Consider the following 13,116-nt stretch of genomic DNA (forward strand, 5'->3'; position numbering starts at 1 on the left):
CATATGGTTAGATGTTTTTTTGTATTATTACTCATCTTTGGGCATTATGTTTGTGTATGCTTTCATTTATAGATAAAATTTATTTAATTAATCGAAAAGGTAGTAAATTATGAAGATTATATTAGTTGGTGCTAATGGTATTATTGGTTCAGCAGTGGCAGAAGAACTTGCGTCAAACGGACATGAAGTTGTGAAAGTTGGACGTAACTCAGGTGACTATCAAATGGATATGTCAAATGTAGAAGATATTAAATTAATGTTTGAACAAATTCAAAATGTAGATGCAGTTGTTTCTACTGCAGGTGCAGCGAATTTTGATGATTTATCTGACTTAACACCTGAATCAAATGAAGTTGCTGTTACAAGTAAATTACTTGGACAAATCAACTTAGTACTGATCGGACAACATTATATTAATGATGGTGGAAGTTTCACATTAACAACTGGTGTTATTATGGACGAACCAATCAAAGGTGGCGTATCATCAGCAATGGCTGGTGGTGGTATTCAAGCATTTGTGAAATCAGCTGCATATGAATTAAAACGTGATTTAAGAATTAATAATGTAAGTCCAAATGTAATTGAAGAAGCACTCGAAGATTATGGTGATTTCTTTAAAGGTTATCAAGCAGTCCCAGCTAAAAAAGCCGCTAAAGCATACTTGAAAAGTGTAGAAGGTATTCATTCCGGTCAAACATACCGAGTTTATGAATAATATTTAAGAAAAAGCAGTCGATCTCCCTTTGTAAATGGAGAGTCGACTGCTTTTTGTTTTAGTAGAGATGAAATATGGGGAAGCTGCACGAAGACTGGTAGATATCGTGCGATAGGGTATAAAAATAGGGCATAACGCACGAAGACTGAGAGATATCGTGCGCAAGGGTATAAAATAAGGGCATAACGCACGAAGACTGGGAGATATCGTGCGATAGGGTATAAAAATAGGGCATAACGCACGAAGACTGAGAAATATCGTGCGCAAGGGTATAAAAATAGGGTATAACGCACGAAGACTGAGAGATATCGTGCGCAAGGGTATAAAATAAGGGCATAACGCACGAAGACTAGTAGATATCGTGCGCTAATCAATACTAAATATATCCGTTAAAGAAATAAATGATGAGCATAAATACGGCGATGGCATATAAAATGATACCGACAAATCTGTAATTTCTAACGTTGAATGTAGCGATTGTAACAATTGTAGCAGCTGTTAATAATGTGTTTAAGAGACTACTCAAATTAATAACATTGACTAAATTTAATAAAAGTATAAATGCACATATTGCACTTATAACGAATGTAAATTGTTCATAGCGTTTCATGTAATTTTCCTTTCATAAACTGCATATTTATTTATCATCATTATAGTATATATTGGATAGAAAGGCATTCGGAAGACGTTGAAATAGAATATTTATAAATTGAGAATTAATTGAAATGATTATCATTTGAAAAACATTTCAGAAAAATAGTTTATATGAGCAGTTTCTTCTATATAAATAAAGCGAAAATGTTTATTTGCCCGTGTAACTACGTTATAATATTAAGGGTAAAGATTCACAGCAAACTTTGACGTTACATTAAAATTATTATAAACTAGAAAAGATAATGTAGGGTTATCTTTTTTAAATGTGAATAAATTCTCTGGAGGGAAAAATAATATGGCATCAATATTAGAAATCAAAGATTTACACGTAGAAATCGAAGGTAAGAAAATTCTTAAAGGTGTAGATTTAACTATTAAACAAGGTGAAATCCACGCAATCATGGGACCTAACGGTACTGGTAAATCAACTTTATCATCTGCAATCATGGGCCATCCTAGTTATGAAGTAACACAAGGTGAAGTACTTCTTGATGGTGAAAATGTATTAGAAATGGAAGTTGACGAGCGTGCGCAAGCTGGTTTATTCCTAGCTATGCAATACCCATCAGAAATTTCTGGTGTAACAAATGCTGATTTCTTACGTTCTGCTATTAATGCTAAACGTGAAGAAGGCGACGAAATTAACTTAATGCAATTCATTAAGAAATTAGATAAACAAATGGATCTATTAGAAATGGACCAAGATATGGCTCAAAGATACCTAAACGAAGGTTTCTCTGGCGGTGAGAAGAAACGTAACGAAATTCTTCAATTAATGATGTTAGAACCTAAATTTGCAATTTTAGATGAAATTGACTCAGGTTTAGATATTGACGCATTAAAAGTTGTATCAAAAGGTATTAACAAAATGCGTGGAGAAGACTTTGGTTGTTTAATTATTACTCACTATCAAAGATTATTAAACTATATTACACCTGACTTTGTACACGTTATGATGCAAGGTAGAGTTGTTAAATCAGGTGGCGAAGAATTAGCAAAACGTCTTGAAGCAGAAGGTTACGAGTGGATTAAAGAAGAACTTAACATTAAAGACGAAACAATTAACGCTGAATAATATATGATCATGATAGTCAAGTAGGAGGAGTATAAATGGCAACTGAAACAAAGTTAAATATTAACGTTGAAGACTTAGTTAATTATTCAGCATCTCAAAATGAACCACAATGGATGACTGATTTAAGAAAAGAAAGTTTTCAAAAATTAGATACATTAGAAATGCCTAAACCAGACAAAACAAAAATTGACAGATGGGATTTTGATTCATTCAAAACACATACTGTTACAAGTGAAACATTTGATACTATTGACAATTTACCAGAATCAGTTCGTAAAATTATCGATACTGAAAATGCTACAAACTTAATTGTTCAACATAATAATACACCTGCTTTTACTAAAGTAGATGAAAAATTAGTCGAACAAGGCGTTGTAATTAAAGATTTAAAAACAGCTTTAATTGAAAATAGTGATTTAGTACAAAAATACTTCATGACAGATGCAGTTAAAGTTGATGAACATAGATTAACAGCTTTACACGCAGCATTAGTTAACGGTGGTGTATTTGTATACGTTCCTAAAAATGTTGTTGTAGAAAATCCTGTTCAATACGTTGTATTACATGATGATAGCGATGCAAGTTTCTTCAACCATGCGATTATCGTAACTGAAGAAAGTGCAGAATTAACATACGTTGAAAACTATTTATCTACAGTATCTTCAAACGAAGGTCAATTAAACATCGTTTCTGAAGTAATTGCTGGTGCAAACTCAAACATTACTTACGGTACAGTTGATTTCATGGATAAAGGCTTTACTGGTCACATTATCCGTCGTGGTACAGCTGCAGCTGATGCGACAATCGATTGGGCTTTAGGTTTAATGAATGACGGTAGTACAATTAATGACAACACGACTTATTTAATGGGTGACCGTTCAAACTGTAACTTAAAAACAGTCGTAGTTGGTCGTGGAGAACAAAAACAAAACTTCACAACACAAATCATTCAATATGGTAAAGAATCTAATGGTCACATATTGAAACATGGTGTTATGAAAGATAGTTCTTCTTCAATCTTTAATGGTATTGGTTATATCAAACACGGTGGTACTAAAGCAGATGCTCAACAAGAATCTCGTGTTCTTATGTTATCTGAAAAAGCACGTGGAGATGCAAACCCAATCTTATTAATTGATGAAGATGATGTAACAGCAGGACACGCAGCTTCAGTAGGTAGAGTAGATCCAACTCAACTTTATTACTTAATGAGTAGAGGTATTTCTCGTGAAGAAGCAGAACGATTAGTTATTCACGGTTTCCTTGACCCAGTTGTATCTGCATTGCCAATCGAAGACGTAAAACGTCAATTACGTGAAGTTATTGAATTAAAAGTAACAACACAAATATAAAAAAGGCACAGAAAGGTCTGATAATGTGGCCGAATCAACATTTAATGTAGAAAAAATTATAAAAGATTTCCCGATATTAGAACAACAAGTTAACGGTAGTAGACTCGTGTATTTAGATTCATCAGCCACAAGTCAAACACCTACTCAAGTCACTGATAGCATTGTAGATTACTACAACCGTTATAACTCTAATGTTCACCGAGGTGTGCATACACTAGGTACACTTGCTACGGATGCTTATGAAAAAGCACGTGAAACTGTTAGAAGATTTATAAATGCACAATATTTTGAAGAAGTTGTATTCACAAGAGGAACTACAACGGCAATCAACTTAGTGGCGCATAGTTACGGTGATGCAAATGTTTCTGAAGGTGATGAAATTGTTGTCACACAAATGGAACATCATGCGAATATCGTGCCATGGCAACAGCTTGCTAAAAGAACAGGTGCTAAACTTAAATTTATTCCAATGTCAGAAAGTGGCGAACTTGAAAGAGAGGCAATTGAAAGTACAATCAATGATCGAACTAAAATTGTCGCAGTCGCTCATGTGTCTAACGTATTAGGTACAATCAATGATGTTAAATATATTGCAGAAGTCGCACATCGTCATAATGCTATTATTGCAGTAGATGGTGCACAGTCAGCACCACATATGAAAGTGGATGTTCAAGATTTAGATGTAGACTTCTTTAGCTTTAGTGGTCATAAAATGTTAGGCCCTACTGGTATAGGTGTCTTATATGGTAAACGTGATTTATTAGATAAGATGGAACCAATCGAATTTGGTGGAGATATGATTGATTTTGTTGGATTAGAAGATGCAACATGGACAGACTTACCAACGAAATTCGAAGCTGGTACACCGCTTATTGCTGAAGCAATTGCTTTAGCTGAAGCGATTAAATATATTGATGCTATCGGTTTAGATAACATTCATCAACATGAGTATGATCTTGTGAATTATGCTTACAATGAAATGTCTAAAATTGATGGACTTGAAATATATGGACCTACTCCTGATAAAAGAGCTGGATTAATTACATTTAATGTAGAAGGTGTTCACCCACATGATTTAGCAACAGCATTAGATTCTGAAGGCGTAGCTGTAAGAGCAGGTCACCATTGTGCACAACCATTAATGAAATGGTTAAACCAATCATCAACAGCAAGAGCAAGTTTCTATATTTATAATACTACTGAAGATGTTGACCAACTCATTCAGGCACTAAATGGCGCGAAGGAGTTTTTCTCTTATGAATTTTAACAATTTAGATCAACTATACCGTTCTGTCATTATGGACCATTATAAGAATCCTCGTAATAAAGGCGTTCTTGAAGATGGCTCTCTAACAATAGATATGAACAATCCTACATGTGGAGATCGCATCCGCTTAACATTAGATGTAGAAGATAATGTTATTAAAGATGCTAAGTTTGAAGGTGAAGGTTGCTCTATTTCAATGTCTAGCGCATCTATGATGACTGAAGCGGTTAAAGGTCATACAATCGAAGAAGCATTAGAAATGAGTCAAGAATTCTCAAACATGATGCTTGGTGAATCCTACGATATTACAGAAGAAATGGGAGATATAGAAGCACTATCAGGTGTATCTAAATTCCCAGCAAGAATCAAATGCGCTACGTTAGCATGGAAAGCATTTGAAAAAGGAACAAAAGAGCAAAATAACGCGTAACTTTTGAAAAATGGGCGAACGCTATTATAAAAGAGGAGTGAAGAAAATGGCTAAAAAATCACCAGAAGTTGGAGATTATAAATATGGCTTCCATGATGAAGACGTTTCTATTTTCCGTTCAGGTAGAGGTTTAACAGAAGAAATCGTTAAAAAAATATCTGAAATGAAAGACGAACCACAATGGATGCTTGATTTTCGTTTGAAATCATTAAAACAATTTTACAAAATGCCAATGCCAATGTGGGGTGGCGATTTAACAGAGTTAAACTTTGATGAAATCACATACTACGTTAAACCATCAGAACGTTCAGAGCGTTCATGGGATGAAGTACCAGAAGAAATCAAAAATACTTTCGATAAATTAGGTATTCCTGAAGCAGAACAAAAATATCTTGCAGGTGTATCTGCACAATATGAATCAGAAGTTGTTTACCACAACATGGAACAAGACTTAGAAGAACAAGGTATTATCTTCAAAGATACTGATTCAGCATTACGTGAAAACGAAGAATTATTCAAAGAATATTTCGCAAGTGTTATTCCAGCTGCAGATAATAAATTCTCAGCATTAAACTCAGCAGTTTGGTCTGGTGGATCATTCATTTACGTACCAAAAGGCGTAAAATTAGAAACACCACTTCAAGCTTACTTCAGAATTAACTCTGAAAACATGGGTCAATTTGAAAGAACATTAATTATTGCTGATGAAGGTTCTTCAGTACACTATGTAGAAGGTTGTACAGCACCTGTTTATACGACTAATTCATTACACTCAGCTGTAGTTGAAATTATCGTTAAGAAAGATGCATACTGCCGTTATACAACAATCCAAAACTGGGCTAACAATGTTTATAACTTAGTTACGAAACGTACTTTCGTATATGAAAATGGTACGATGGAATGGATTGATGGTAACTTAGGATCTAAATTAACAATGAAATACCCATCTTGTTTCTTACTTGAAGAAGGCGCTAGAGGTATGACTTTATCTATCGCACTTGCAGGTAAAGGACAAGTTCAAGACGCTGGTGCAAAAATGATTCATAAAGCACCTAATACGTCATCAACAATTGTTTCTAAATCAATTTCTAAAAATGGTGGTAAAGTTGTTTACCGTGGTCAAGTACACTTCGGACGTAAAGCAACTGGCGCACGTTCAAACATTGAATGTGACACATTAATTATGGATAACGAATCTACATCAGATACAATTCCTTACAATGAAATCATGAACGATAACATTTCATTAGAACACGAAGCGAAAGTTTCTAAAGTATCTGAAGAACAATTATTCTATCTAATGAGCCGTGGTATTTCAGAAGAAGAAGCAACTGAAATGATCGTAATGGGCTTCATCGAACCATTTACAAAAGAATTACCAATGGAATACGCAGTAGAAATGAACCGACTAATCAAATTCGAAATGGAAGGTTCAATTGGATAATACCAATTAAACTGTGTAAGACAATGTTTATAGATAAAATAACCCTGTATAAGTTCTTAGTCGTAAGAACTTATACAGGGTTTTTCTATTTCTTAATCTACTTTAGAGAATGTGTTTATAAAGTAATCTTCGATTTTGTTCGTGCATGCTTGCCTAGGGTATGGTTCGAGTCTGTAGTCTCTCACGCATACTATTCCCTCAGGCGTCAGCACTTAACAAAATCGATGGTATATTTTTTAAAATAGAAAATATATACCATCTTATGTGTTTGTGGTATTATTTTTACAAATTAAGGAAATAGAAAATAAAGTCTAACAAGGTTATCATAATGAGGTGGTCAACGTTGAATAATTTAAAAGAAATTTTTAAAAATATAACAATACTAGAAATTATATGCTTTATACCATTTATGTTTTTGTTTTCGTATTTACCTAATTCAAATATGATATGTATAATTGTTAATATAGTTATAGTCATTTTTTGTTGCTTAGGTGCTTCACATTTATTTTGTTTAATCAATGATTATAAAAAGAATAAGGCTAACAAGTAAATGGAGGTAGACAGTGTTTAATATTGTACTAATTATATGTATACTTGTAATTTCTTTAACCCTTTCTATATACGTTGCAATATCTAAAAATATAAATATTATTGCTTCTATAGAGCATGATAAAGTAAAACCAGAAAATATAGCTAAAATCTCATACATATTTGCTACTTGTTTATTTTTAGGAACAGTATTGATTGTTGCTGGAGATTTAGTTTATGATTTTAATTTTATATTATCAATCTTTTTTATTATATTAGGTATTTCAGTTCTCTTATTGTTTTATGTCTTATTTATGATAATAGAAAAGAAGTAAATTTTGGATTTATAATACTACCAGATAAAGAAAGCCCCGTAGAATTTCTACGGGGTTTTTCAATACTTTAATCAATTTTAGATAATGTAACGGATGATGTTCTATTTCTTAAGTCTACTTCGATTTCTTCAAGGCTTCTGCCTCTTGTTTCTGGTAAGTATTTAATGACAAATATCATTGCGAGTATACCGATGACTGCAAAGATTAGAAATACTTGTTCGATTCCCATTACTGATGTGAGTAGTGGGAAGAATTGTGCGACTAATAAACTACCTATTGATAATGATAATGTTGCGATACCTGTTGCTGCACCTCTTGCTCTCATTGGGAATAGTTCTGGTAACATGATCCATAAGATTGGTCCCCAAGTGAATGCGAAAAAGACAATGAACAATGTTAAACAAGCCACAATGATCCATGCGCCGACTGTTGAATGTAATCCGATTGTCCAAACGAGTGTCGCCATAATAAGTAATGAACAAACCATGCCGATATTACCTGTAATGAGTAGTTTTTTACGGTCGATTTTATCCATTATATATATTGCAAATATCGTTACAATTACATTGACTGATCCGATGCCGACTGTTCCAAGAATAGCTGTTGCATCTCCTAAACCTGCTTTACTAAAGATTGTTGGTGCATAGTAAATGATGGCATTAATGCCGATGATTTGTTGGAGTAGTGCAAATATACAGCCTATAACAAGTACGGGTCTTAGCCAAACGGATTTTAAGACTGTCCATGTACTTTCTGATATACGAATGATTTCTTTCATTTCGTCAATTTCTTTATCAATTTCTGATTGTTTTCTTGTAATCGCCATAACTTTTCTAGCGGCTTTTTCACTTTTATGTTCAAGTAACCATCTAGGGCTTTCTGGCATAAAGTAAACACCGATCATTAAGATGACAGAAGGTACAACTGCTAATCCAACCATCCATCTCCAAGCTTCCATATCTGCGAATGCATAGTTGACTAAATATGAAGCTAGAATACCTATTGTGATCATCAGTTGGTTTAATGAACTTAAAGAACCTCTCGTGTCAGTAGGTGCCATTTCTGATAAATAGACAGGCACGATCGCTGTAGAGCCACCAACTGCTAAACCGATTATAAATCTACCTAAGACTAAGATAACCATTGATTGTGCTAATGATAGAATTAATGCGCCGACGATAAAGACAATCGCAATAACAAATACAAGCTTTCTTCGACCGAGTTTATCCGATAGTGGTCCACTGAATCCTGAGCCGAATATTGCACCAACTAACATTGAACTCACGACTAAACCTTCAGTGAAACTTGTGAGTGGTATATCATTTTTTATAAAAAGCAACGCGCCAGATATAACACCCGTGTCATATCCGTAAAGCAATCCACCTAAAGCACCTAGGAAGAAAATTAACTTCGTTCTATAATTGCTTGCTTCCATTTTATTACCCCCATGTAATTTGAATAACGCCATCAGAAACTTTAGTTAAAATAAAAGTTTGGAGCTCATTGATGATATTTAATTATTTAAGATAACTAAAAAAGTTGTAATTACTCTTTGAATCTGATTTAATTATTAATGTAAGCCTTTTCAAATAGAAAATCAAGTAATATATGAATAAAAATATTTATTTTAGTTATTTTGAATTACTTAAAGTTAAGGAGGGTTGTCGTGAAGCAATCATCTCGGATCAATATTAATTTAATGAAAGATTATAATAAGCAACTTGTATTAAGGACGATTCAAAAGTATGGACCAATCTCTAGAGTAGAAATTGCAAATAGAATTGACTTATCAAGACCTTCCGTTTCAGAAATTGTTTCAATATTAATTGATGAACAATGGATAGAAGAGAATGCAATGGAAAGAAAAGTTAGAGGCAGACAACCGATACCACTTGATATTAATAAAGAGAAGAAAGTGATGATTGGATTAGAAATTGGTGCATATAGAACGAGTATTATTGTCAGCAATTTGAGAGCAGAAATCTTATTTGAGAAACAAATAGAAATGGATTTACAAAAAGATCCGAATGACATGATTGTTTATTTAGGACAAGAAATTCGTTTAATTGCAGAAGAATATTCAGCACAGCAAATTGAAGTGCTTGGTATTGGAGTAGGCATGCACGGATTGGTCGATACTCAAAATGGTACAAATATCTTTGCACCAAACTTAGGATGGCGAAATATCGAAATTAAATCGATATTAGAATCTGAAACAGACTTGATGGTCTTAGTTGATAATGATTGTAATAGTGCAGCACTTGCGGAAATGTGGTTTGGCCAAGGTAAAGAAGAAACAAACTTTATCTCGGTCATCGTGGATTATGGCGTTGGTGCAAGTATTATCAATAATGGATCGATTTTAAGAGGCAATCATCATATTACAGGTCAAATTGGACATGTCACGATAGATCCAGACGGTCCATTATGTTCTTGCGGTAATTATGGTTGTTTAGAAACATTAACTTCAGAAACAGCAATTTTAAAAATGATTAAGCGTCAATTAAAAATTGGTCGTAAAAGTCAAATATTAAATCTACAGTCTGAAATTGATGAATTAAGTATTGAAGATTTTTATGAGGCAGTAAATCAAGGCGATGAATTATGTGTCCAAATTGCTAAAGAAGTTGGTAGGAATCTTGGTTTAGGCTTTGCAATATTAATCAATTTATTTGGACCAAAATTTATTGTATTAGGTGGTAGTTTAACAAAAATTAGTCATCTCTTACTACCAGAAATAAAAGCAATCATTCGGTTAAAAGTAATGGGTGAAGATGCGAAAGAGACACCAATTGTAACTTCTGCTTTAGGAGACGATTTATATACGATTGGTGCAGCATCTTTAATAGTAGAAGAAATATTCTCATTACCTAAACCAAATAAATGAATATAAGGAGGAATTATAAATGAGTGAATTAAATGAACAAGTCATTATTGTAACTGGCGCAGGAAAAGGTATCGGTAAAGGTATTGCAAAACAACTTGGCAGTAAAGGGGCAAAGATTGTCGTTGCTACAATCGATCCAGAGTTTGGTAAAGAAACAGTAGCAGAAATAATCGATAACGGTGGCGACGCATACTTTGTTGAAACAGATGTATCTAAAGAAGAAAGTATTATTAATATGGTTAACGAAACAGTGAATCATTATGGAAAAATCAACACACTTGTTAATAATGCAGGTATCACAGTGTTTAAATCAATTGAAGAAGCAACAGTTGAAGATTGGGATTCAATTATCAATATTGATTTGAGAGGAACATTCTTATGTTCGAAACATGTCATCCCTGAAATGAAGAAACAAGGTGGCGGTTCAATTATCAATATTTCTTCAAACCATTCAATCGCGACTTTACCAGATACTGATATGTATGCTGCAGCTAAAGGTGGCGTTAATGCGATGACAAGAGGTATGGCATTAAGTTTAGGTAAATACAATATTCGTGTAAATGCGATATGTCCAGGATTTACGAACACATCACATTTGAAAAATTGGTTCGATTCAATGGAAAACGAAGATGAAGTGAGACAAGGGGTCTTAGATTTACACGCGACATCAAGAATTAATGAACCAGAAGATATTGGTAAATTAGCACAATATTTAGCATCTGATGATTCTGAAATGATGACTGGTGAACATTTAGTCATTGATGGTGGTTTATCTGCACGTTTATACAATGCAGACGGCTATTAAGTTATAAGGAGGGTCATGAAGATGGATGTATTGTCTATTGGAGAAACGATGGTTGTGTTTGCACCTAAAGAAGTAGGACCAATGCGTTATGCTCAAGACTTTTCAACGCATATAGCTGGGGCTGAAACAAATACGCTAATTGGGTTAGAAAAGCTTGGCGTTAAAACTGGTTGGATCAGTCAATTAGGAAATGATGAATTAGGGCAGAAGATTTTAAATTTTGTTCGTGGTGAAGGTATTAATGTAGATTCTGTAAAATTAATATCTGAGGCACCAACTGGTATTTTTCTTAAAGAGAAATTTCGACAAGATCAAACACGCGTTCATTATTATAGAAAAGGTTCAGCAGCCAGTCTAATGTCTGAAGCAAATATAGATGAAAGTTATGTCGCTCAATTTAAATATTTATATGTCACAGGTATTACGCCTGCTTTGAGTGCATCTTGTAAACAGACAATATTTAAGCTCATTTCGACAGCAAAATCATTAGGATTACAAATTGTTTTCGATCCAAACTTAAGACTCAAATTATGGTCTGAAGATGAAGCGAAAGAAACTTTAAAACAATTAATCGCTTTAAGTGATATTGTGTTGCCAGGAACGAGTGAAGGGGCATTTTTATTCAATACACAATCTGAAGAAGAAATCGCCCAAGAAATTATTAAATTAGGTGCATCAACAGTAGTTGTTAAATTAGGAAGTAAAGGTGCTTACTATGTACATAAGGATATTTCAGGTTATGCAAAAGCTTCAAAAGAAATAGAAGTCGTTGATCCTGTTGGTGCTGGAGATGGCTTTGCGGCAGGTTTAATCGCAGGTATTATCGAAGGATTGTCCATTCATGAAGCGACTGAACAGGCTTGTAATGCAGGTGCACTCGTGACAACAGTTAAAGGTGATGTTGAAGGCTTACCAACTAAAGAAGAAATTGAACAGATGAAACATACAGGTCATATAGATGATGTAATTAGATAAGGAGGCGTCTAAAATAGATACATTACAAACAATCAAAGAAACTAAATTAATCGCAATTTTACGAAATGCAAAACCCAATGATATTTTACCAATCGTAGAAACGTTATATAAAGCAGGTATTCGTGCCATTGAGGTTACGATGAATTCACCTAAAGCGTTAGAATCTATTGAACTGATCTCTAATGAAATGAAGGATAAAGTTGTAGTCGGAGCAGGTACAGTCTTAGATGCAGAATCGGCAAGGTTAGCTATTTTAAGTGGTGCAACGTTTATATTGTCGCCAACGGTAGATAAAGATACGATTCGCATGAGTAAAAAATATGGTGCCGTAAGTATACCAGGTGCTATGACACCAACAGAAATTCTAGAAGCTTATGAATACGGTGGAGATATTATTAAAGTCTTTCCAACAACAAGTTTAGGTCCTGAATATATTAAAGATTTACAAGGTCCATTACCGCATATACCACTTTTACCAACAGGTGGTGTGAGTATAGACAATGTTACAGACTTTATTGAAGCGGGAGCTGTTGGCGTTGGTTTAGGAAGTGCTTTAGTAAATACGAAAGTAGAAACGAATAAAGCGTATTTTGAGGAACTAGAACAAAAGGCACAAGCATTTTATAACAAAGTACATTGAAGAGGAGTG

At 33.9% G+C, this 13,116-nt stretch carries 14 protein-coding genes; 12 read left to right on the forward strand and 2 right to left on the reverse strand.

The window, feature by feature from the left end:
• Positions 1–109: 109 nt before the first annotated feature.
• Entirely contained in the window at positions 110–715 is a 606-nt protein-coding gene (locus LQ686_RS04480) for a short chain dehydrogenase (RefSeq protein WP_107565553.1), read from the forward strand.
• A 376-nt stretch (positions 716–1,091) separates the two neighbouring features.
• Here LQ686_RS04480 and LQ686_RS04485 read toward each other — a convergent pair whose 3' ends face one another.
• A complete protein-coding gene (locus LQ686_RS04485) occupies positions 1,092–1,325 on the reverse strand; it encodes a hypothetical protein (protein WP_107565552.1) in 234 nt (77 codons plus the stop codon).
• A 339-nt stretch (positions 1,326–1,664) separates the two neighbouring features.
• Here LQ686_RS04485 and sufC point away from each other — a divergent pair, with 339 nt between their 5' ends.
• The 7 genes from sufC to LQ686_RS04520 all read left to right on the forward strand — a co-directional run bounded on the left by sufC (position 1,665) and on the right by LQ686_RS04520 (position 7,800).
• Positions 1,665–2,444 carry a Fe-S cluster assembly ATPase SufC gene (sufC, locus tag LQ686_RS04490; RefSeq protein ID WP_025904375.1) on the forward strand — a complete coding sequence of 260 codons (780 nt, stop codon included), beginning with the start codon at positions 1,665–1,667 and terminating at the stop codon, positions 2,442–2,444.
• Positions 2,445–2,479: 35 nt separating this feature from the next.
• The gene (gene sufD, locus LQ686_RS04495; protein ID WP_025904376.1) at positions 2,480–3,796 is read left to right on the forward strand and encodes a Fe-S cluster assembly protein SufD; all 1,317 of its coding nucleotides are present in this window, start codon (positions 2,480–2,482) and stop codon (positions 3,794–3,796) included.
• A 25-nt stretch (positions 3,797–3,821) separates the two neighbouring features.
• The gene (locus tag LQ686_RS04500; RefSeq protein ID WP_025904377.1) at positions 3,822–5,063 is read left to right on the forward strand and encodes a cysteine desulfurase; all 1,242 of its coding nucleotides are present in this window, start codon (positions 3,822–3,824) and stop codon (positions 5,061–5,063) included.
• Complete coding sequence (gene sufU / locus LQ686_RS04505; protein WP_025904378.1) at positions 5,053–5,493, forward strand: Fe-S cluster assembly sulfur transfer protein SufU; 441 nt, start codon at positions 5,053–5,055, stop codon at positions 5,491–5,493. Before LQ686_RS04500 ends, sufU begins: the two co-directional genes overlap by 11 nt.
• 46 nt (positions 5,494–5,539) lie before the next feature.
• Positions 5,540–6,937, forward strand: a complete 1,398-nt coding sequence (gene sufB, locus LQ686_RS04510; RefSeq protein WP_025904379.1) for a Fe-S cluster assembly protein SufB — start codon at positions 5,540–5,542, stop codon at positions 6,935–6,937.
• Positions 6,938–7,265: 328 nt separating this feature from the next.
• Entirely contained in the window at positions 7,266–7,487 is a 222-nt protein-coding gene (locus LQ686_RS04515) for a DUF6007 family protein (RefSeq protein ID WP_107565551.1), read from the forward strand.
• Between the two features lie 13 nt (positions 7,488–7,500).
• Positions 7,501–7,800 (forward strand): hypothetical protein, encoded by a 300-nt coding sequence (locus LQ686_RS04520; protein ID WP_107590824.1) that lies wholly within the window; start codon positions 7,501–7,503, stop codon positions 7,798–7,800.
• A gap of 67 nt (positions 7,801–7,867) precedes the next feature.
• Here the strand turns inward: LQ686_RS04520 and glcP are convergent, their stop codons facing one another.
• A complete protein-coding gene (gene glcP, locus LQ686_RS04525) occupies positions 7,868–9,235 on the reverse strand; it encodes a glucose transporter GlcP (RefSeq protein ID WP_107565550.1) in 1,368 nt (455 codons plus the stop codon).
• A gap of 231 nt (positions 9,236–9,466) precedes the next feature.
• Here glcP and LQ686_RS04530 point away from each other — a divergent pair, with 231 nt between their 5' ends.
• Genes LQ686_RS04530 through LQ686_RS04545 form a run of 4 tightly spaced genes read left to right on the forward strand, consistent with a single transcriptional unit; the run spans position 9,467 to position 13,107 of the window.
• On the forward strand, positions 9,467–10,687 hold the full coding sequence (locus LQ686_RS04530; protein WP_107565549.1) for an ROK family transcriptional regulator: 1,221 nt from the start codon (positions 9,467–9,469) through the stop codon (positions 10,685–10,687).
• Positions 10,688–10,706: 19 nt separating this feature from the next.
• A complete protein-coding gene (locus LQ686_RS04535) occupies positions 10,707–11,492 on the forward strand; it encodes an SDR family NAD(P)-dependent oxidoreductase (RefSeq protein WP_107565548.1) in 786 nt (261 codons plus the stop codon).
• Between the two features lie 21 nt (positions 11,493–11,513).
• The gene (locus LQ686_RS04540; RefSeq protein ID WP_107565547.1) at positions 11,514–12,467 is read left to right on the forward strand and encodes a sugar kinase; all 954 of its coding nucleotides are present in this window, start codon (positions 11,514–11,516) and stop codon (positions 12,465–12,467) included.
• A 13-nt stretch (positions 12,468–12,480) separates the two neighbouring features.
• Complete coding sequence (locus tag LQ686_RS04545) at positions 12,481–13,107, forward strand: bifunctional 4-hydroxy-2-oxoglutarate aldolase/2-dehydro-3-deoxy-phosphogluconate aldolase (protein ID WP_107565546.1); 627 nt, start codon at positions 12,481–12,483, stop codon at positions 13,105–13,107.
• Positions 13,108–13,116 lie beyond the last annotated feature (9 nt).

This window comes from Mammaliicoccus sp. J-M41 (genome assembly GCF_022385935.1).
Lineage (GTDB): Bacteria > Bacillota > Bacilli > Staphylococcales > Staphylococcaceae > Mammaliicoccus > Mammaliicoccus sciuri_A.